Here is a 23,228-nt window from a genome sequence, read left to right as displayed (position 1 = left end):
GCTGTTCCTCCTATGCGCTGTATCGACTGATGAGGCGCTCTCGCACCTCCGGTTCGTGGATGGTGATTTCGTGCATGGCCAATTCCAGTTCTGTGCAGTGAGGGAGCTGCTCCAGGAGATGCCGGACCAGATGCGCCTTCAAGGTGATTAGGGAACGACGCGGCTTATCGGCGAGTCGCTCTGCCATAACCAACGCCCGATCGAGAACCTCACCGCGAGGAGCGACCTCGAAGGGGACGCCGCGCGAGGCCAGCTCGGCCCCCCGATAGGTTCGCGCACCCAGCAGAAGCTCCTCCGCTAGGGGCAGCCCCAGCTTCTCCGGAAAGATCAGGGTCGACCCAAAGCCTGGGGTGAACCCGTACTTCATGAAGCTGGCGGAGTAAACGGCTTCTCGGGCTAGGACAACAACATCCGCGAAGAGCCCCAGCGAGAACCCTCCGCCGATGGCATGGCCCTGCATGGCGGCCACGACGGGGATTGGGCACGTCAGGGGCATGGTGTAGATGCCGGGTCCTTCACCCGCCCCGAGGAACGTGTTCTGGCCGTCTTGGATGTCGAGCAGCGCCCCGAGCGTGCCGCCACTGCAGAAATAGGGGCCGTACCCGGTCAGCACGACCGCCCGGAACTGCTCATCGGACCCCACGCGCTCGAAGGCCGCAGCCAGCTCCGTCGTCAGCTCTTCGGTGAAGGTGTTCTTGCCCGCCTCGTCGTGCATCTCAATGACCGCCACGCCGTCACTCGCGGACCGCACGGAGACAACATCACCTCGCAGCGAAGAGGCCTGGTCACAAAGTTGCGTATTCACGATGGAACTCCTCAATCTGGGTCAGGACCACGCGACCGGTACCTTTCAGGCGATCACGCCAGTCGCCGAGCAGTTCGCTCGTCAGCTCCCAGTTGCGGGTACCAAAGCTGACTACGCTGTTGAGCCTCATAAGCTCCTCGTACTCCGCGAACGACAGCTCGTGCCGCTCGTTGAGTGCCTGCGAAACCTTGAGCGACCGCACGTAGTCCTGACTGCCCTTGTCGATGACACCGCTATAGAACTCCGAACAGCATCCAGAGCCGTAGGAGAAACACCCAATGCGCGAAGGACCGGTAACCCGTCCCTGCTCTATGGTTCCCAATAGATTGAGGAATATCGAGCCGCCCATGATGTTCCCGACGCGGCCGCACAGGCTGAGCCCCGGGGCAACCCGATCCTGAAAATCCTGCTCGATCCGTTCACCCTTGGCATGTGCAAATCGACGCATCATTGTGCGATGGGCTCCCTTAACCATGCCGCCGAATGGCGTGTGGAAAGACAGGAAATCGAAGGTGTCCGTGTACGAGACGCTGGCTACTCGGGACTCGTACTCCCGGTAGGCGGACTCGCAGCAGTCCAGGTAGGTCATGAGCGACAGGTCGGCGTTCCCGGCCTCGCTGTCGGGGATCGGGCGGCAGGTGTCCATGACTTCGAATCCGTAGTACCCGTTCGCGCCAACATCGACGCTGAATATCTTCGGATTCTCCCCCACGAGGATCGCAACGGCGCCAGCACCGCCGCTCGGCTCCGCGAAGGACCAGTCCTCGGACAGCGCGTCTCCACCCTCCGCGACGGAGAACTTCGCCATGTCGGTAGTGACGACCAGCCCCTTTGCACCCGGCGAGACTTGGGACAAGACGAAGTTGATGGCTGCGCTGAACCCAGCCGTCCCCGAGTAGCAGGCATTCTTTACTTCGAAGAGGCGGCAATTGCGGCCCAGTCCCAGGGCGTCGTGGACGTACGTGCTGATCGACTTGCCGAAATCCACACCGGACTCGGTGCAGGTGACGAGCATCTCGATTCGACCCTTGTCCTCCGGGCTGAGTCGGGAAAGGAGCGGTCGTGCGGCATTGATGGCGAAAGAGACTGGATCCTCGAAAGGCAGGGCAACGGCCTTTTCTTTCATGAGCAGGTTGTCGAATCGCTCCCGGTCGAGCCCCCGATTCTCTGCCAACTGATTTACGTCCAGACAAGCCGAGCCTCCGTAGAAGCTCACGTCCTCAATTCCAGCGATCGCATTCATGACAACTCCCCTTTCATTTCCGGCGCCCCAGGGCCATCTCGGCCACAGGGTGATCGATGTCGTCTAGCCCCGAGAGCAGGTCTCTCTTCAAGTGCCGCAGCACGTCCGCCTCCGATTGATGCTTGTTGATGAACTGGTGGTCTCCGGCAACGGTGAACAGGGAAAACTGGCCACTGGTCAGGTCAGTCCACCCCTCCATCTCCGCCATCGTCACGCCGTAGTCGTCGATGCCGTGGAATGCCGTCAACGGCGCGCGAAGGGGCGAGGCCGGGTCGTGCTGGTACCGGTCGATGAGGCAGCAGGCGCCGAGCAGCATCGGAAGGGTCAGCAGGGTGTCGCGTTCCGTGTACCCCCAAGCCGCGACGAACGCCCGCACAACTGCGTCCCGCAGCGGCTTGTGGGTACGGGCTTCCTCTGGGGTGGGCAGTTCTGAGAGCCCCGAGGTCAAGAGTTCGGCCTTGAGTTGCCCGATGAGGCCGTTCTCACGGTCCACGGGCGTATACCCGGAAACGAAGCACTTCACGAGCGGCACGCTGGCGGTCTTCTCCAGAAGATGGGCAAGCCGGTAGGAGAACAACGAGCCCCAACTGTGTCCAAACGTCGCCACGGGGAGGTCGAGCAGTTCGGGATCGACGGCTCGGCGCACGAGATCGACGCACTCGTCGACGTCGAGCGGACAAGTCTCTTCCATCCGTTCACCGTCGAGCCCAGGTAGTTTCACGGCCGCCACGTCGATCGTCGGGCCGAGGATGTCCTGCCACTCGTCGAACAGGTCGGCGCTCCTATACCCGTTCGGGAAGCAGAAGAGCCTCACACGGGCCTGACTGGACCGGGTCTTGCTCCGGATCCAGTGTCCCAGACTCATGTCGGCATCGGGCGGGGCGAGCTGGACGTCCTTCGAGGTCTGGCGTCCCGACAGTAGCTTTGTCACGGACTCCGCAAGATCTTGCACGACGCGACAGTGCACAAGATCTGTCATCTGGATCTCGGCCCCTAATTTCTCTCGGATACGGTCGAGCAGCACTAGGCCGCTCATCGAGTCCAGGCCAAGATCCTTGATCTCATCGTCGGGTTTGACGTCGCCAGTGTCCATTCCGAGGGTCTCTGACAGGAGCGCCACCAGGTAGTCGCATACGAGGCCGCTGTGCTCCCCTTCGGAGGCGGCGTCGAACTGTTGCCGGAAGGATGCGTCGAACTCACCTGTCCCAACACTCGCGCTCTCGAGTAGCGCCTTCATGCGCCCTAGACGCTCCTCATCGAAGGCGGCGAGACGAATGCCGCCAGCGGAGATCACCGGCTGCCCGGTCGTGGTCGTAACGCAGAACCCGCCCGAGACGGCGTTGCCTTCATCACGCACGTCTGAGATGCGGGCGAAAAGCGTCCGTTCGTCCCCCTCGCGGGAGACACGCAGGGCTACATTGTCCAGCCGATTGACCATGTACTTGGTGCCCTTTGGCGTCTGATCTCCTACGAGAATGTTGAACACTTGAGCGCAGCTGTCGAGTACGCCGGGATGGCACGGCAGGGCGTGGTGTTCTTTGCCTGCAGGCAAGAACCGGACAACGGCGTCACGGTCGCCGATCCAGAGCCGGTCCAGCCACCGAACCGAAGTGCCGAAGCGGAACCCGCGAGCCGTGAGTACCTCGTAGACCTCGTCTCCACTCAACGACTTGGTCGTGAGACTGGTCCCATCCAGATCTACGACGCCGGGCTCAGGGCCACGCGTGAGACTAAGTCGGCCTTCTGCGTGAGGGGTCCACGGTCCCTGCCCTCCGGTTCGGGAGAGGAACCGGAAGCCCTGTCGCCCATCCTCGCCGGGGTCATCAACCAGCAGGGCCACCTCACGTACCTCGCCCGGAAGGACCAGCATCGCGCTGACCAGATCCATCTCGTGGACAAACACATCCTCGACCCCATACCAGGAGTGAGCGGCCGCCAGGATCATCTCAAGGTAGTAGCCGATGTGGACGACGCCGGAATTGTCGGCCAGTTCGGGGTTTGACTCCAGGCTCAACGTGTACAGCCACTGTCGTGTCGGCAGGGGCAGTCCGAGGTCACGCCCCTGGAAACCTGTCGCCAGCGGCTGGGTATCTGTCCCCTCGGGTTGCTTGAGCCAGTGACGTTGGGAGTCGAACGGGTAGCTCGGCAGGACGACTTTCTGACATGTGCGGCCGTGATGGAGCTCCCGCCACTGAACTTGAGCCCCCAGCGAGTAGAGGGTGGCGAGGGCATCCACGAAGTTGGTGCCTCCGTTCGCCGCGGGGCGAACCAGGATCGCAGCGAGTTCGTCCAGGACGGATTTCATGGCGCCATCCATGGAGCCGTCAATCTCGACGAAGAACCGGTAGCCCTGCCGGGTCAGCCCACGGACTGCCTGTTCTCGCTGCCCCATCGTCGCGGCCCGGCAGTTTGCCAGCTCACCGCGCCACAACTTGGGATCCGGCCGGGCATCGCCATGCCACATCGCCTGGAATCGGCATGTCGGATCACTGGGCGCGAGCGAGCCGGCCAGGGCTGGGACATCATCCGCCTGGTGAAGCCGGATCAGATCATCGAGAGAGATGGCCCCGGAAGCCCAGGCGGAGACGAGGATCCCGGCCCCGTCACCTAGGACCACGTCTGGTCTCACGCCGTAACTCGTCAGCAGCACGACCATGGCGGTGGCCCCGCAGAGGTACCAGGCTGCGGCTGTGGCCTGGTCCGGCGCTGGTTTCCCGGCGCGGAACTCCTCTAGCACCCGGGGGTTGAGTTTGGAGGCGACCAGATCGAATGCCTCGGTAAACGCTGGCTGGCGCCGGTACAGCTCCCTCGCCCTGGGGATGAGCGCGGCCTGATCACCCGTGAGGACGAAGGCGAGCTTGGGCGGGATCTTGGCGTCGACATGGGCGGTGAGCGCCACGCCGTCCCCGACCGATGTGAACAGGGAACGTTTGGCGTCGTATCGGTCCCGTCCCTGGCTGCTGCCAAGCACCACGCGGTCCGCCGAGTAGAGCGAACCGTTGCTATCAGACCAGGCAAGGATGTCAGTGACACGCCTCCGCAATTCCTCCACGCTGGACCCAACGACGACGGCTCGATGGTCGAAGGCGACACGACACACGTTGGCCGTCCAAGCGATGTCCTCACATTCGTTGGTGGTGCCGCTGAGGTACCTCTCGAATTGTTCTAGCTGACGCCTGAGGGCACCCTCGCTCTTGGCCGAGACGGTCAGGGCGGTCCGGCTACCACGCGACGGTTCAGCCACCGGTTTGGGGGCCTGCTCGACGATGACGTTCGCGTTCGTGCCGCTGAAACCGAACGACGAAACCGCGGCACGACGGGGCCGGTCGACATCTGGCCAGGAGGAAAGCTCGCGGGGGAAGGACAGCTCGTGTCCTCCGGTCGCAACCCGAGGATTGAGTTCGTCAAGGCCGACAATCGGGGTGACCTTGCCATGCCCCAGACTTAGGATCACTTTGATTAGGCTGGCAACACCAGCGGCATGCTCGAGATGCCCGATGTTGCCCTTGACCGCCCCGAGGATAAGGGGCCGCTCGGAGCGGCCTGGACCGTAAACCGAACGAATTGCATCTACCTCAATGGGGTCTCCGAGCAGTGTGCCGGTCCCATGAGTCTCCAGGTAGTCGATCTCCCCCGGCTCAAGCCGGGCGTTACGCAGGGCCTCACTGAGCACTTGACGCTGCGAGTTGCCGTTGGGGACCGTCAGGCCACTCGACTCGCCGTCGTTGTTGATGGCTCCGCCGCGAATCACCGCCAGCACCCGATCGCCGTCACGCTGAGCGTCTGGCAGTCGCTTGAGCACGACGACACCGCAGCCCTCGCCACGGCCATAGCCGTCCGCCGCTGCGTCAAAAGGTTTGCTGGCACCGTCCGGGGACAAGGCGTTCATCGCGCACAGCCCGGCCATAACCTGCGGGGCCAGCATGAGGCTCACGCCCGCTGCCAGGGCAGTGCTGCACTCGCCTCGTCTTAGGGACTCGGCCGCGAGGAGCACGCTGACCAGGGATGACGAGCAGGCTGTGTCCACCGAAATGGCCGGTCCGTTGATGCCGAGGAAATAAGAGATCCGTCCGGAGGCGACGCTGAGCGTGTTCCCTGTCCCGAGATAGTTGTCGTTGGCGGAATGGGAAGTAACGAGCTTCGAGTACTCGCCGGCGCTGTTAATCCCGAGAAACACCCCTGTGGCGCTGCCGCGGAGGATTGCGGGGTTTAGGCCGGCGTGTTCCAAAGCCTCCCAGCAAACCTCGAGCAGCACGCGCTGCTGAGGATCCATCGCGTTAGCTTCGACCGGCGAGATCCCGAAGAACCGTGCATCGAATTCTGCGACATCACCCGACAAAAAGTTTGAGCGTCGAATGTAGGAGCGGCCGGGCTTACCGGGGGGCGGCGAGTAGAACGCATCGACGTTCCAGCGTTCGGGAGGCACATCCACGAGCCCCGAACCGCCGGCCTGGAGGAGCTCCCAGAACTGCTCGGGAGAGTTCGCTCCACCCGGGAATCGGCAGGCCATCCCAACGACCGCCACGGGCACGTCAACGGAGGCGCGGTGCTCTAGTTCACGACGGAGCTCACGAATGGTTCGAATTGACTTCTTGATGAGTTCGTCCTTGGAATTGGCGTCCATGGAGGTTCCTTACACGAGAGTGGCTTCAATAAGTTCTTGCTGGAGGACCTGGACGAGTTCGTCCTCGTCGAGCAAGTCCACGTCTACGTCCACGAGATCGTCGGCAGACCCGTTTCCCGAAAGTTCGCGGGTTGTGGCAGGCGCATCCGCGGCGGTGATCCAGGCGACGAGGTAATCCGCCACCTGCCGCACGGTTGGGTAGTTGAAGAACAGCGACTGGTCCATGCCCGTCCCGAACTCCGCCTCCAGGGTGTTGAACACGTTGGCAGCGGTGATCGAGTCGAGCCCCAGGTCGAACAGTCCTCGGTCAATGTCGAGGATGTCCCCACCGCCGAACCCCAGCGCGGTCTCGAATTTGGTTCGAACATGGTCGATGAGCAGCTCGAGACGATCTATCGATGGGCGTTCCTCCCACCCGACCAGGAAATCGGGGCGGTCGACCTCCGGCGGGACGTCGTCTGCGGCCGCCGGCGGCTCGATTGGGGGCGCTGCAGAGAACTCGTATTTCTGATCGGTCTGGGCGTTCTCGGCAGGTCCGGACCCGTACAGCCAGTAGTCCTTGCCCGCAAAGGGATAGCCGGGCAGGGACACTCGACGCGCATCCGCGTGCTCCAACCAGTCCGGGCCGGGCTGTGCCTCGCCCGTAACCCAGGCCCGGGCGAAGGCCTTGAGTTCCTGTGCGGTTCGAGGGCGGGTCCCCACCGTGGCGGCCTGCCGCCCAGGGGCTACCTCGCCCCAGAATCCCACCTGGCCATCGGCGGAAGCGCTACCCAACTGGCGGTTGAGGTCGAGGAGATCTTCGGCCACCAGAGCCAGGCGGTATTTCTGCGGCACGCGGCCCACGCGGAGGGTGAAGGCGACGTCCTCCAGGGACGGGACGCCCGCGAAGGAGGCGGCGTGTCCACCAGCCAGGTAGGTATGAAGTTCGTCGACGGCGCGCCGCAATTGCTCGGGTGACGCGGCCGAAAGTAACACAACCCGCGGACCGGCAGCTTTCGGGCCGCGCGGGGAAGCTGCGGGAGCCTCCTCAATGACCAGGTGGGCGCTCAAGCCGCCCACTCCGAAGGAGGAGATGCCGGCCCGGCGAGGCAAGGGTTCGCCGCTGGGTCCGGTCGGCGCCGGCCATTCCTCCAGTTCGGCGGGGATCCTGAACGGCGTCGGTCCCAGATTCAAGTTCGGGTTGAGCTGCTCGGAGTTGAGTCGGTGGGGAAAGATCTCCCGGCTCCCGAGTTGGAGGAGCACCTTGGTTAGCTGAGAGATACCGGCCGCCGCCTCCGGATGGCCAATCAGCGACTTAACCGATCCCAATGCGCACCGAGGTGACGTGGCATTACGGTTCCCGAAGGCGCGTGTGAGGGCGTCAATCTCGATGGGATCACCCAGTGTGGTTCCCGTCCCGTGGGCCTCAACGTAACCGATGCTTTCCGAGGTCACCCCGGCCAAGGCCATGGCGTTGGAGACCAGCTCCGCTTGGGCGACGGGGTTGGGCACGGTGTATCCCTGAGTGCGTCCTCCATGGTTCACCGACGAGCCGCGGATCACGCCGTAGATGTGATCCCTGTCCGCCAAGGCGCGTTCGAGGGGTTTCAGCAGCACGGCACCGACCCCCTCGCCGGGTACGTACCCGCCTCCGTCAGCTCCGAAGCTGTGGCAGTGGCCGTCTGGGGCGAGGAAACCGAGCAGGTTGAGGCTGGAGTACTTAGCGGGGTGGAGGAGCAGATTGACACCCCCGGCGATCGCAACATCGCACTCCCCGTTCCGGATGGCCCGAGCGGCGAGGTGGATGGCGTAAAGAGAAGACGAGCAGGCGGTGTCGACGACCAGGCTCGGTCCACGCAGATTGAACAGGTAAGACACTCGGTTGGCGACCGAGTACATCTGCTGGTCGACGGGCACGACCTGACCGGCTTGCAACGCATCCGCCCCATGGAGGGCGTAGTCGTTGAAAGACGCTCCGACGAATACTCCCACGTTGCCCCGGCCGTCGCCTGCCCGCGGATCGCCGAGGGACTGCGGCGTGTACCCGGCGTCCTCAAGGCAGTGCCACGCGGCCTGGATGAAGAGCCGCTCCTGCGGATCCATGAAAGCCGCGGTGTTGGGCGCGATACCGAAGAAGGTCGGGTCGAAGGTCAGGGCATCGTCGATGAACCCGCCCCAGCGGCACTTGATATCGGGGTGCTGACGCCAGTCCCACCGCTCCTTCGGAATCTCGCTTACGCAGTCCGTGGCCTCGCGGAGATTCCGCGCGAACGTGGCCAGGTCGGGCGCGCCCGGATAGCGGCCCGAGACCCCGACTATCGCGATGTCTAGGGGGTCTGAAGTCGATGTCACGGCGGGTGAGGGCGGCACGTCGTTCGCGGGCGAGTCGTCGAGCAGGATGTTGCCGACGTCCATTCGGCGCATCAGGAGCCAGGTGCAGGCCTCCCGATGGTTGGCGACGAGGAATCGGACGATGCCGTCGATGTCCTTACAGGTGAACAGCAAAGTGGCGGGAAGCTGCTCGATGTGCCGGGATAGGGCGGCGAGTACCTGGGTGATGCGCACCGAGTCCATCCCCAGGTTCTCCAACCGGAGAGAACCGACAATACGTTCCCTCGGGACACCTAGGACCTCGACCAAGCAGTCGGCCACGCACTCGAACACGACGCTCTCTAGGGTCAGCTCGGCAGAAGCAGGCCGGGGCATGGGCGCGGGGTTCGAGGTCGAGGGCTCGGAAGGCACGGCCTCGCCCAGGATGTCTGAGATGACGCTGTCGGGGACAAGAGCGTCAGCTACGTCCGCGTCGGTAATCCAGCACAGGTCGCGCCGGAATGGATAGGTGGGCAAGCTAACGCGCCGAGCTGACCCCCCGCGCCGAACTCTAGACCAGTCGACGTGGAGTCCGGCCACCCACAGGGCTGCCAACTCATCTAGCCGGCCGCGGTCAATCAGGTCAGAGACTAGGCCCGAAACTAGGTCGTCGGGGATCATGTCGAGCACGGTCATGCTGCCCTGTTCCAGGTTCCCGATCTGGATGCCAGAGGTTCCGCCCGCGAGGTACTCGGCAAGCCGGGAGCGCACGGAGTCGAGGTCCTCGGCGACGAACGCGAGCCTGGCGACCATCTCCTCACGGCCAACCTGGAGGGTGTGGGCGATGTCCGCGAGCTCGACGTCCGGTCCCCCGGCCAAGGTCGGTCCGGCCTCCACGCTACGGAGTACAGCCGCCGTCTCCTGGACCGTCTGGTTGTCGAGCAGCAGGTCAGCCGAGACAGGGCAGCCGGTGGCCGCAGCAAGGTGCGTCGCACACTCATGGACGAGGTACCCGCTCAACCCCAGGTCCTCGAAGCGATCCGTGTCGCCGACGGCGTCGCAGGGGACGCCCACGACGGCGGCAACGGCCTCACGGACAAGGCGGGTGTCTTGGGCTGGCACCGGGTCGCCGAGGAAACGAAGCCAGCGCCGCGCCAACGCCTGGAGAGCAGGCTCGTCCCGGGCGGAGAACACGAGCAGTTCCGGGCCGGTGACGCTGGCGCGCATCTGGGTAGCGGGCGCCTCGGCGACGATGAGGTGGGCATTGCTCCCGCCGGCTCCGAAGGCGCTGATGCCTGCCACACGGCGCCCGCGACGCGGCTTCCAAGGCGCAAGGGTTCGGGGAATCTCGAACCCGGATGCGTCCAGGTTCAGATTAGGGTTGGGCGGGGTGCAGTGCAGGGAGGGGGCGAGCTGTCCGTTGGTCATTTGGAGCACGACCTTGGTCAGCGCGGCCATCCCAGCGGCTGACTCCAAGTGCCCGATGCCCGATTTCACGGATCCTAGGGCGATCTTGGAGCGCGTCTCGGCGGAGCCATAGGCCCGTTCCAGCCCGGATATCTCGATCGGATCCCCGAGTTGCGTGCCGGTGCCGTGCGCCTCGACGTAGCTGACGTCACCAGCATCGACCTGGGCACGCCTCAGAGCCTCGGTGATCACCTCGGCTTGAGCCTTCGGGCTCGGTACGTAGTAGGCATTGGTATGACCGGCCTGATTAACAGCGGAGGCGAGAAGAACCGCGTGGATGTGGTCCCCATCGGCGACGGCCCTAGACAGAGGCTTGATGAGCACGGCGCCGACCCCCTCGCCGGGAACATAGCCGTCGCCGGCAGCCCCGAAAGCATGGCAGTGACCGGTCGCCGAGAGGAACGTGTACTGGGACAAGGCCAGGTACTTGGCGGGGTGAACCATGAGATTGACGCCACCGACCAGAGCGACGGTAGCGTCCCCGGATACGAGAGCGTCGCATGCCAGATGAAGGGCAGTGAGCGACGACGAACACATCGTGTCCAACGTCAGGCTCGGTCCGGTGAAGTCGAAGAAATGGGAGACTCGGTTGGCCACCGACGCCGGAATCGCACCGCCGTTGCACCAACCGCTGCGGCTTGAACTCAGCAACTGGTACTGGCTCAACATCATCCCGACGAAAACCCCAACCTTCTCGTGGGCCAGCGATGCCCGGGTGTATCCGGCGTCCTCGAGGGTGTGCCAAGCCGTTTCCAGGAACAGGCGTTCCTGGGGATCAATAACGGCGGCCTCTTTCGGTGGCATCCGGAAGAACATCGGGTCAAAGAACTCGATGCCCTCGACGAAACCACCAGCGTTGCAATAGGTACGGCCCGGCTCGGGTGCACCGTCGACAAGTAGCGCCTCGTGGTTCCAGCGGCGCCGGGGCACGGGAGTCACACAGTCCCGCCCAGCGGCCAGGTTGCGCCAGAACTCGTCGAGGTCGGACGCCCCAGGGTATCGTCCGGACATTCCGATGATTGCGACCGGCTCGGTCGCCCGCGACGACCCGCTCCAGGCGTGCGGATTCTGTTCGTCAGCTTGCCGACGTCGCAGCAGGCGCAACTTCCCCGCCCCCTCAGGCCGGGCGGTGACCTCTCGACGCCGGGAGTCCTTGCCGCCCCGTACCTCGAGGTTCTGAGACGAGGTGCATTCCACACGGGTTGGCTCAACCACCGTGTCGGCCACGCTCGGCACCGGAGGCTGAACCTCCTGAGGTTCCAACCCGAGGTGCTTGCGCAGTGCCTTCTCGCGGGCTACTACGAGATGGGCTGCGAGTTCCTTGACATTGCTGTGCTCGAAGAACAGGGTCTTGGGAAGCGGTCCCAGGTCGCGTTCCAGTTCCTGAGTCATCTGGAGCATCATGATCGATTGCACCCCGAAGCGCTCGAACGGGGCGGTCACCCTGAGGTCGGCCTCCGGAACTTTGGTATGGCGGGCCAGTAGCTCCACGAGGTATCTCTCGGTGGCCTTGTCCAACTCTTCGGGGCTAATTCCGAGTTGGTGCCGGTTCATTTCATTGCCAATGTGGTTTCGGGTATTCATGCGCTAACTCCCAACGCTTCTTCGTGGACTCGGATGTTGTTGAACCGGGCGACGAGCTGTCCGGAGAGGTCCGTCACGTCGATATCGATGCAGGCCCCCCGACGTTTCAGGTGGGCTAGACAGTCACCCACCGGGGATTGGAACAGCGCGATCTCGTCCGCCGACTCGGGGCACCAGCCCTCACACATGCCGGATGTCCTGGTCAACCACAGCTCCATCGCTTCCATGAGGCCGGACAGGAGGTTGAGGAAGCGGGATTCCTCATCGACATCTGATCGACCGCTAAGGACACAGATGGCCTCATCCATCCCTAGCCAGACTTCCCGAACACGACTTGAACCCGTCTCGGTTCCCGGCAGCACGGCTGAGCAGCGTTCCTTGACAGACTGCAATTCCATAGGCGGCTCGGCACTGGGGACGCCACTGTCCATGGCGATTCTGGCCTCGAAACCAACCTCTTTCGACGAGCCACCGACCTGGATGAGGACGGAGTCGTCATCGGGCCACAGACTCGTGATGACTTCGGTATCGGGCAGGGGCGACTGAAGCCACGCGATATCCGTGAGCCGAGCGTGCGAACGCTCAAGTCCGGCCTCCCCGGCCCGGCACGCCAGCACGAGGGGCAGCGCCCACATGGCTGCAAGATCGCTAGGCCGCACCAGGGACTGAATGGCGGGCAGGTTCGTCACGTATCGCTGTTCGAAAAGGCTCGACTCATTGCGAAGCACAGGATCGGGTCCTGTAGGCCGGCCATGGCTCGGAGCCACGAGGTCTGCCGTCGGCCGCCAGTGGTGGCGCACTTCGAACGGGTATCCGGGAAGACTTACTCGCCGACGCCCATCCCGGTGCAACTCGCGCCATGGCACCTGGGCGCCCAGGACCCATAGGCGAGCCAGGGCGGCTAGGTCGCGCGACCGGATCGCCGCCGCCACCTCCGCCTCCCGGGCGGGGGGAGCTGATTCACCAACGCTGCCGCGCTGTCCAGCAGTCGGGTTTTCGAGCCGCCTCAGCAGATCCGCGGCATCCTTCGCCACTGCGGCAAAGCGCTCCTCGTGGGCCCGGCGACCGATCTGTAGGGTATAGGCAACATCAGCGAGAACGGCAGCGTCGGGGGTTTCACGACGAATCCACTCAGCCAACTGACCGAGTTGACGCTCCAGCGCCTCCGTAGTCATGGCCGACAACACGATCAGGACCTCGCCATCGTCGATTCTCTGGACTTCGGGGAGACCGGGGGCCTCGGCGATAACGACATGGGCATTGGTGCCGCCGGCTCCGAAGGCCGACACACCAGCCAGGCGCCTGCCGTTTCTGGGGGTCCAGTCGCGCAGCCGACGAGAGACGGTGAACGGCGAATCGGTGAAGTCGATCTCTGGGCTGAGACGCTCGCAGTGAATCGATGGCACCAACTGCTTGTGCTTTAGCTGAAGCAGCACCTTGGCGACGCCGGCCATCCCTGCTGCGCTCTCGCAGTGTCCCAGGTTGGACTTCACGGACCCGAGGAAGCAGCTGCCGTCGGTTGGGGCATCCTCGAACGCACGCGTCAAGGCCGTCACCTCAATGGGGTCACCCAACCGGGTTCCCGTGCCGTGGGCCTCGACGTAGGAGATATCCCTGGGATGAACCGCTGCTTGGCGCAGGGCTTTGCGGATGACAGCGGTCTGCGCTATGGAGCTCGGGGCCGTGAACCCGTTGGTGCGACCATCGGAGTTCACTGCCGTGCCCTTGATGACGGCATGAATGTGATCGCCGTCCCTGAGTGCCGCGTCGAGTGGCTTCAGGATGAGGGCCCCGACACCTTCAGAGGGAACGTAGCCATCCGCGTCTGCGCCGAAGGAGTGGCAGCGGCCGGTCGGAGAGGCGAAGTGGTTCATGCCGAGGGTGATGAACTTGTTCGGGTGGAGGGAAAGATTCACTCCGCCGGCGACCGCGACATCCGCATCCCCGGAGCGCAGGCTCTGGACCGCCAGGTGGATGGCGACAAGCGACGACGAACACATCGTGTCCAGGGTCAGGCTCGGGCCGTGGAACCCGAAGGTGTACGAGACTCGGTTGGAGATGCATGCGGCCGATCCGTTGGTTGTGTAGATGTCGCCGCGCGTCTGCGCCTGGGCACCATAGAGTTGGTACTCGAGGTACATGGCTCCAACGAAGACACCCACCCGCCCGGGCAGCCCGTCCTCGTCTTGCGGACTGAGCGTCTCAGGCGTGTACCCGGCATCCTCGATCGCGTGGTGGACGCACTCGAGGAAGACCCGCTCCTGCGGATCCATGACCTCCGCCTCGGAAGGGGAGATCCCGAAGAACAACGAATCGAAGCTGGCGTGGTTATCAATGAATCCGCCCCACTTCGCATTCGTGGTGCCTGACTCGCCCGATGTGTCATAGAACTGGTCATGGTCCCAGCGATCTGACGGCACCGAGGTGACGCAGTCACGTCCCTCTTGCAGGTTCTCCCAGAGCGCCTCAAGGGTCGGGGATTTGGGGTATCGCCCAGCCACACCGATGATCGCGATGTCCGGCGAGGTTTCCCTTGCGGGTTCGGCAACGGGTAGCTCGACGGACTGCCTGGCCGCAGCCAGAGGCACGCCATCCGTCCCCAACCAGGCGACGCACTCGGCCGGGTGGTCCGCGACGAGGCTGTCCGCCAACTCCGCGAGGCTCCCGTTGTCGAAGAACACCGTCCGCGGCAGGGGCCCTAGCTTCTTCTCCAACTGAGCCGTCAGGTCCATGATGATGATTGAGTCGATGCCTAGAGCGTCAAGGGGTGCCCTGGCATCCAGCCGCTCCCTGTCGATGCCGGTGCGGTCGCTTACGAGATCGCATAGCTCACCCAGGAGACGGTCCGAAAGAACACTGGAGTCGTCTGGCAGGGATGGGAGAGCGTTGCGGCTCTGGCCGGCTACGTATGCGCGGAGCCGTTCGGTGATCCCGGTGAGCACGACGACGTGCCCGGAGTCGACCGTTGCAAGACGATGGAGCAGTTCCAGACCCAGTTGGTCATCCAGGAGGCTGAGTCCAACTTGTGCCAGGCCCTCCGCAGAGACGGTACCGTGTCCCATGCCGCCGCCCTCCCAGAGGGCCCACCCGATGGACTGGGTCCGGCCGGAACGCTCCCCGCGAGCAACCGCGACGCGGCGACGCTGGGCGAACCGGTCGCAATACGCGTTGCCGGCCGCGTAGTCGGCCTGGCCGAAGTTCCCGATGGCCCCAGCCAAGGAAGAGAAGACTATGAAGTCACGTATAGGCTCGCGCCGCGTGACCTCATCGAGGACCTCAATCCCGGTGGTCTTCGGCCGCAGCACCGCCGCGACACCCTCGTCGGTCTTGCCAAGGATGAGGCAGTCCCGGACGGTGCCCGCACAGTGGACGACGCCCGAAACCGTGCCAAGCTGGGCGACGAGGTCGCGCATCTCGGTGACGCTGGTGACGTCGGCACGGTGGTAGGAGGCGTCCGCCCCGGCGGCACGCAGACTCGCAACCAGGGCCGCGGTGGACTCGGACGGCTCGGAACGACCGATGAGGACAAGCCGCGCGTTCGCGGTGTGGCGGGCCAGGTCAAGCGCGACCAGACGCCCGAGACCGCCGGCGCCACCCGTGATGAGCCAGGTCCCGTTGTCGTGCCAACGAATCGCCGCCGATGCGGGCAGTTTGAGTTCGCGCCAGGTGAGAGCCCGGCGGGTGCCACCCAGCCAGACGCAGTCATCCTCGGGACAGCGGCGCTCATCCACGACGGCACGCGCCGCCTGATCGGCGGACATCGACTCGTCCACGATCAAGACCTGGATGAGCGCGGAGGGCTCCTCAAGCCGGAAGCTACGCAGCATCCCCAACAGGCCTGTCATCGGCGTGTCCTCGGTTCCACGAAGCATGAGTTGGACCAGCCGCGTCCCGGCTGGGATGCTCAACTCCCGCTTTAGGACGCCTATCAGAGCGACGGCGTGCTCGGTGTAACGCTCAGCCTCGGTCTCGCACGTGGTGGTCAGGGCAGTGACCTTCAAGTCCGGCAACTCGGATAGGCGGTCAACCAGTTCCCGATCCAAGTTGAGGCCGACAATGTGCCAGCGGTCGAGAGGTATCGCCGGACCGTTGGCGGCGAAGGCCGATTTCCAACACGTCTCGAACACGAGACCGCTGGGCTGCGGGACCTCGGGGCCTGCCACCGCACGGAACGCCACGTCGGTCAGCAGCACACACGGGATTCCGGCGTCGTCGTAGAGAGTGATGTCCACCTTCGAAAGACCCGTGGACGACGAGCTTCGCCTCAGGTGCGCCCACATGCCCTCTGCCATGGGGGCAAGGAGCTGTACGGATCCAAGAGCAAAGGGAAGTTCCGCGGCACCCGACGAGTTGGGCGATCCCAGGCCGAGCATGGCCTGCAGGGCGCCGTCTAGAAGGGCGGGATGGAACCCGAACCTTTCGAGACCATGCCTCAGGGTATCCGGCAGGATGATCCTGGCTAGGACCTCACCCTCACCCAAGGCGAGATGATCGAGCACGCGATGGCGCGGCCCATAGTTGAGGCCAAGGTCCGTGAAGCTGCGATAGCAGTCCTCACCGGGCAGCTGACCAGAGTGGCACCGGGAGCGGATTACCTCAAGGGACTCGATGGGGCGATCGTCGTGCGTCGACACCGCACTAGCCCGCGCATGAACCTGGCGTTCACCATCCGCTCCCATGGTCAAGACCTCGATCTCCGTCGTGCCGGGTCGCTCCTGAACGACGGTTACGGTTAGCGTGACGCTCTCGCTCGTCACCCTCACGGGCGCGAGCAGGATGACGTCACTCAGGTCACCGGCGACGCCGCTGTCTGCTAGCGCGGACCGCATGAGCTCCAGGTGGACGGCTGCCGGCAGGACCGAGGCCCCGTCGATGACGTGGTCAGCCAGGAAGAACTCTTCGGCGCTCAAGCGACAGCGGTACTCACATCCGCCGGGAGTCTCGGAACGCTCACCCAGCAGGGGGCGAGGAGCGCCGTGGGTGGGCGTCGGCACCCGAACCGCCCAGCAGCGCTCCCGCGCGAACGGGTACGTGGGCAGGGCGACGCGGCGTGGAAGGCCGCCGGGGTAAAGCAGCTCCCACGGCACCGCGGCACCGCTGACCCAGGCACGTCCTAGCGCGGCGAGGTCGCGTTCCAGGGCCAGCGCTTCCATCGCTTGGGTACCCCCCACAGCCTCGAGTGCTGCGGCCAGTTCGCGACGATTGCTCGGGGCGGTGCCACAGATGGCATCGGAGGACTGTCCCGCCAAATGGGCGCGCAGGGTGCGAAGCAGCTCATCGCCACGCGTAGCAACGACCGCCAAGCGATACGGCATCACCTCACGCCCGCTCTGGAGCGTGTGCGCTACGGCCGCCAGGTTCGGTGTCGCATCCATCGCATCGGCAACACTCGCCGTAAGGTCCGCGACGGTCAGGGAACTTCCGTCGAGCGGCGGGAGCGTGCCGGAGGGAGCGAACTCAAGGACCAGTCGCTGGGCCTCGAACGAAGCCAGCCCCAGCTCCGAGATCGGGGTTCCGGGTTGGATAAGCTCGGCGTCAACTCCAGTGAGCTCGGACAGCCGGGTGATGATCGAGTCGGCTCGAAGGCCCCTTTCCAACCAGTCGGCGAAGCGCCCAAGCACATTGTTCAGGGCTCCACCATCGCGCGCGGAGAAGACGAACAACCGCTCCTCAACCGGCGAGTAGGCCTCGTCACTGGAGAACTCCTCCACGATGACGTGCGCGTTCGCCCCTCCGGCCCCGAAGGCACTGACCGCAGCGCGGCGCACACCCGCTGGTCCCGCGGGCCAGGGTTCGAGCGCGCGCTGGACCACGAACGGGGAGGATGCGAAATCGATGTTGGGGTTCGGGACATCCGCGTGCAGGGAGGGGACGAGTTCGCGGTGCTGAAGCTGGAGCAGGACCTTGGTTAGTGCCGCCACTCCAGCGGCTGCCTCGCAGTGGCCGATGTTGGTCTTGACCGAACCGAGCGAGCAGAAACCCCGTTCCTGCGTGTCATTGCGGAATGCCTTGGTCAGAGCCTCGACCTCGATGGGGTCGCCCAGCTGGGTGCCGGTGCCGTGGGCCTCGACGTACCCGATGCTGTCGGCGCGGACGCCGGCTCGGTCGAGTCCCTCGCGCACGAGGGCGGCCTGGGCGACTGGGTTCGGCACTGTGAACCCGGAGGTGTGTCCGCCGCTGTTGACGACGGAGGCACGAATGACGGCCCGCACCGGGTCGCCGTCGGCGATCGCGCGGCCCAACGGTTTCAGTACCAGCGCCCCTACACCCTCCCCGGGAACGTATCCGCTGCCGTCGGCCCCGAAAGCTCGACAGCGGCCGTCGCGGGCGGCAAAGCGCCCCTGGCTCAGAAGCACAAGTTTGTTCGGGTGGACGGTCAGGTTCACTCCCCCGACTAGCACGATGTCAGATTCGCCTTGACGGATGCTCTGGCACCCCAGGTGGAGGGCTGACAAGGACGACGAGCACATCGAGTCGACGGTGAGGCTCGGCCCGGTGAAGTTCATGAAATAGGAGACCCGATTGGCGATCGCGGACAGCGAGCTGGAGACGGGCACGTCCACGCCGTCGTTTTCGGTCTGGAGGAGTTCGTACATCCCGTACATCGCTGCGGCGAAAACGCCAACGCGCTGCCCCCGCAGGGCATCCCGGGTCAAGCCGGCGTCCTCAAACGCCCGCCACGACTCCTCCAAGAACAGTCGGACCTGGGGATCAAGCACTGCGGCGTCGCGGGGGGTGATCCCAAAGAACAACGGATCGAAGTCCTGTATGCCGTCCAGGAAACCGCCCCAGCGCGCGTAGGCCTTTCCGGGTGTGCCGGGCTCGGGATCGAACCAGACGGAGTGGTCCCAGCGATCCGCCGGTACTTCTCGTACCGAGTCGCGCCCTACCCTAAGGTTCCGCCAGAAGGAGTCTAGGTCCGGAGCCTCGGGATAGCGACCGCTAAGGCCGATGATGGCGATGGGCTCATCACAGGAGGTTTCGTGCGTCTCGACGACAGTGATCGGTTCTGGCGCCGGTTCTGGCTCAACAACGCCTAGCAGAGCCTGCAGCGCGGCGCCGTGTTCGGCCACGAAGTACCCGGTGAGGGCATCCAGGTCCTCGAACTCGAAGAAGAGGGTCTTCGGTAACTGGCCTAGTTCCTTCTCGAAAGCTCGGACGAGTTGCAGCATGAGGATGGAGTCGACGCCAAGGCTGGCGAACGACTCGGCGGCAAGGACCTTGGCCGGGTCCGCATGAAGGGTCTCCGCTACGACCGACACCAGCCAGGTCTCGGTCGCCCGTCGCAGTTCATCGTTCTTCTCGGCTGGGGCGACGGGCAGCGCCATCGGTGGCATCGTGACCGGCACGAGGTCGAAGGTTCGTTGGATCCGGTCCCGGTCTCCCGCCAGGGGCAGCACATGGGATCGCCCCGAGGCCACGGCCGCTTCCAACGCACGACACATTGTCGTCACGTCTAGGGGCTCAAGCCCCCAGCCCTCGCGCATCCGGGACGCAGTCTCGTCGTCGATCCGCATCCCTCCACCAAGCAGGTAGGGCCATCCGATAGAGACGGTGACTCCCCGACGCTCGCCGCGGGAACGGGCGGCCTCGCGCCCGGTGCTGAACGCATCGAGGAAAGCGTTTGCGGCACAGTACGCCGTCTGGCCCACGGTACCGAGCTCTGCCGACACCGATGAGAAGCACACGAAGCAGCGCAGATCGTCGGCGGCGGTGGCGGCATCCAGGGCGAGCGTTCCTGTGACCTTGGCCGCCAAGACTTCCTCGACGTCGTTCGACGTGAGGTGCAAGGCGAGGGCATCCCGAGTTCGGCCCGCGACATGGAGCACCCCGTCGAGGCGACCGAGTACCGAGCGTGCGGCGTCGACCATCTGGGACACGGCGGCCGCATCCCCAAGGTCCGCAGGAAGGTACACGGCACCGGCGTCAAGGAGCGGACGCAGCTTGCGGGACGCGATGGGATCTAGTTCGCGTCGGCCGCTGAGGACCACATGGCCGCCCCGGGCCTGGATATGCTCGGCCGCCCGCGTGGCGAGGCCTCCTGGCGCACCAGTAACGAGGAATATCCCGTCAGCAAACACGGCATTGTCGGTGGCTACGGGCAGTTCCACAAACCCACGCTTCTGCCGGGTCGAGCCGGTTCGGCGTACGCGCGAACCAGTAGTAGCGGTCTCCTCGGCTACTAGCGCCAACAGGTCCTCGCCAGCGGGCAGTGTCTCAACCTCGATGCTGCGGGTCTGGAATCGCGGGTCCTCGGCTTCCAGGGCGGTGAGATATCCGGAGACAGCCGCATCAGCTGGGTGGGCCCCCTCGTGGAGGTGGATGAGGAATTGACGCTTTCGTGGCCGGGCGGTTGCAAGCGCCGCGGTGACCTCACGGATCGCCCCAACGCGTTCCCGCACAGCTTGGGCGGTGTCGCCGGCCGGGGCCCGGGTGGCCACGACGACTACCGGATGAGGGCGCTGTTCCAGCGCCCGGACAATCTCGGCAGTATCGGTGCCGCGCACCCGGGTGATTTCTTCAGTGTTCTTCAGGTCCTCTGCATCCGCCACGAGCAGGACGGGGGTTGCTGCGGTGGCCTCTTTGGGGGCGGGGCTCTCCACCCACTGCGGGGCCAGCAGGGTGAGGCTTTGGTTCGCGGGGCTGGCGAGTGGGGCGAGGGTGAGGCCATGACAGTCGACTAGAACGTTGCCGTCACGGTCGGCGACACGGACATCGAAGCCGCCGTGCCTGTGGCGGGTAACGTGCACGATCTCGGCGTCGGTCAGGGAACCCGGGAACGCGATGCGCTCGATGTGGAAAGGCACCGCAGGCACCTCGTCGGGTGCCATCAGCGGCCCGACAGCCTGCCACGCACTGTCGAGGATGGTGGCCGCCAAGGCCCGTTCACCCTCGCCTCGAGGTCCGTCAGCGAGTTGCGCGATGGCCTCGTTCGTCCCGGCATGGAGTTCCCGGAGGAGACGGAAGGCGGGGCCATAACCCACGCCGAAGGCACACCCCGGTTCGTCCCATCGCAAGACGACACGCTGGTTACAGCGGGCGCTAACCGCACGAAGATCGATGCTGCTTGGGGTCGTCGTCCCGTATCCAGTTTCCCCGGAACAGCTCGGGGCCAACGCCCCACACGGGCGCAGTTCGAAATGCCCCTGGGGGTCATGAGCCACCTCAAGAGTGACACCGTCGCTGCAGAAGATCGGGGACCTCAAGGTGACGTCACGAAGCTCAGTCACCGGGCGTTCCTGTGCGACGCAGGAGGCTTCTCGGATGATCTCGATGATTGCGGCGGCGGGCAGCGTCGGTACACCTTTGACGGTGTGCTGCACGACCTCAGTTTCACGTCCCGACACGACGACGGTTCGAGCAACCGCCTCGGCCGATCCTGTCGGAGACGGGGCGAACCAGCAACGATGCTTCTCGAATGGGTAGGTGGGCAACGAGATCCGTCGCGGCTCGGAGCCGGTGTGTAGCGTCTCCCAGTGAACGTCCGCTCCGAGTACCCAGGCGCGGGCGATCTCGTGCGGGTCGGCGCCGGGGGTGGGTGCGGAGTTGTCGCGTCGAGCCCGCCCGAACTCGACATCCGGGGTCTCTTCACCGTCCGCTACGGCACGTAGGAGACGACGGGCATCCAGCAGGTTGTCCACGACGATCGCGATGCGCTCGCGCGCTGGGGTCCTGCCGGTTTGAAGCGTGAATGCGACGTCCTCAAGGCGGGTGTCAGGGTGCCGCTCCAGAAACTCGTCAAGGCGTCCCGCCATGACGCGGGCGCGTTCAAGGGAGGGGGCCGAGAGCACCAGCACCTCCGGAGTTGCGACGACCGCGGCACGCGACGGCGCCTGGTACTCCTCGACAACGACGTGGGCGTTGGTGCCACTGAACCCGAACGAGCTGATGCAGGCGCGACGAGGCTGCCCCGCCGCCACGTCCCAGCGCTGCGTTGTGGTGCCAATGACGAACGGGGAGGTGTCGAAGTCGAAGTGCGGATTGGGCTGCCCGACGTGCAGTGTAGGAACGAGCTGACCGTGCTCCATGCACAACAACACCTTCTGCAGGCTGGCCACGCCGGCTGACTCGGAGACGTGGCCAAGGTTGGACTTGACTGACCCGATGGTGCAGAACTGGGTCCGCGCGGTACGGGCGCGGAAGGCGGCGCTGAGGGCCTCGAGCTCGATGGGGTCACCAAGCTTCGTGCCGGTCCCGTGCAACTCGGCATAGGAGATCGAGTCGGGGTCGACGTCGAACCGGCGGTGGACCTCCTGGATGAGTTCCTGCTGCGCCCCGAGGTTGGGAGCAGTTATCCCGTTGGTGTGGCCGTCCTGATTGGTCCCGCTTGCGATGATGAGCCCCCAGATGTGGTCGCCGTCACGCTCCGCGTCCGAGAGCCGTTTCAACACCACGGCACCGGCTCCTTCGCCCGGAACGAATCCATCGGCATCCTCCGAGAAAGCGGCGCACCGCCCGGAGGGCGACAGCATCCCCGCGTCATGCATCTTTTTGTACGACTCTCGGGAGAGGTAGGTGGCCGATCCGCCCGCCAGCGCCAGGTCGATCTCGCCGGAGCGTAGAGCCTGGGCGGCCAGATGAATGCTGACGAGAGAGGAGGAACACGCCGTGTCCAGGGTCACGGCTGGGCCACGCAGGTCCAGGAAATAGGGAAGCCGCCCGCCTGCGATGGCGTTGCTGACGCTGGTCACGCTGCTTGAGGCAGCCCCCGCGAGCTGCGCCATCATCTGGTACTCAACGGTCGACAAACCGAGGTAGACCCCGCATTTCGTGCCGCGGAGTTCCTGACGCGGGATACCCGCGTCCTCGAACGCCCGGTACCCTTCCTCCAGGAAAATCCTGTGGGCTGGACTCATCATCTCGGCCTCGCTCGGCGAGATCTCAAAGAAATACGGGTCGAACCGATCGATCTCGTCTAGATAACCCATCCGAGCGCACTGGATGTCATCTCCCGGCTCTGGAGCCCACCGGTCCGACGGGATATCGCGGACCCCATCCTGGCCGTCGACCAGAAGGTCCCAGAGCGATGAGAGGTCGGCGGCCGCGGCATAGCGACCTGACATGCCGATGACTGCGATGGGCTCGGGCCGAGGCGTGTCGGCTGTTGAGGTCGTCTCGACGGCCGATGTCCGTAGGGCCGTGAGTGCCTCGCGTGCCTGATACGGGTCTATGCGCTTCTCCTTGAGCGCGCGGAGGATCTCATGCGTTTTCGTCAT

The 23,228-nt window shown here is 64.9% G+C and carries 5 protein-coding genes; all 5 read right to left on the bottom strand.

All coding sequences use genetic code 11. The features are described 5' to 3' along the window. Positions 1-10: 10 nt before the first annotated feature. The 5 genes from EL272_RS04845 to EL272_RS04825 are packed head-to-tail and all read right to left on the bottom strand — an operon-like array spanning position 11 to position 23,228. On the bottom strand, positions 11-805 hold the full coding sequence (locus tag EL272_RS04845) for a polyketide synthase (RefSeq protein ID WP_244926116.1): 795 nt from the start codon (positions 803-805) through the stop codon (positions 11-13). Then, positions 786-2,048 carry a hydroxymethylglutaryl-CoA synthase family protein gene (locus EL272_RS04840; protein WP_061787168.1) on the bottom strand — a complete coding sequence of 421 codons (1,263 nt, stop codon included), beginning with the start codon at positions 2,046-2,048 and terminating at the stop codon, positions 786-788. Before EL272_RS04840 ends, EL272_RS04845 begins: the two co-directional genes overlap by 20 nt. Positions 2,049-2,061: 13 nt before the next feature. After that, positions 2,062-6,672: a beta-ketoacyl synthase N-terminal-like domain-containing protein gene (locus tag EL272_RS04835; protein ID WP_061787169.1), complete on the bottom strand. Its 4,611-nt coding sequence runs from the start codon at positions 6,670-6,672 to the stop codon at positions 2,062-2,064. Positions 6,673-6,681: 9 nt separating this feature from the next. Then, positions 6,682-12,012 carry a beta-ketoacyl synthase N-terminal-like domain-containing protein gene (locus EL272_RS04830; protein ID WP_082793783.1) on the bottom strand — a complete coding sequence of 1,777 codons (5,331 nt, stop codon included), beginning with the start codon at positions 12,010-12,012 and terminating at the stop codon, positions 6,682-6,684. Beyond that, entirely contained in the window at positions 12,009-23,228 is an 11,220-nt protein-coding gene (locus tag EL272_RS04825) for an SDR family NAD(P)-dependent oxidoreductase (protein WP_159424528.1), read from the bottom strand. The genes EL272_RS04830 and EL272_RS04825 overlap by 4 nt, the downstream gene beginning before the upstream one ends.

Origin of the sequence: Arachnia propionica, assembly GCF_900637725.1 — a bacterium.
Taxonomy (GTDB): Bacteria; Actinomycetota; Actinomycetes; order Propionibacteriales; family Propionibacteriaceae; genus Arachnia; species Arachnia propionica.
Note: the sequence above shows the minus strand (reverse complement) of the source record. Positions and strands in the feature narration are given on the sequence as shown.

Coding starts and splice junctions, on each gene's coding strand:
- EL272_RS04840 (WP_061787168.1), bottom strand. CDS start 2,048: ATGAATGCGATCGCTGGAATTGAGGACGTGAGCTTCTACGGAGGCTCG.
- EL272_RS04835 (WP_061787169.1), bottom strand. CDS start 6,672: ATGGACGCCAATTCCAAGGACGAACTCATCAAGAAGTCAATTCGAACC.
- EL272_RS04830 (WP_082793783.1), bottom strand. CDS start 12,012: ATGAATACCCGAAACCACATTGGCAATGAAATGAACCGGCACCAACTC.
- EL272_RS04825 (WP_159424528.1), bottom strand. CDS start 23,228: ATGACGAAAACGCATGAGATCCTCCGCGCGCTCAAGGAGAAGCGCATA.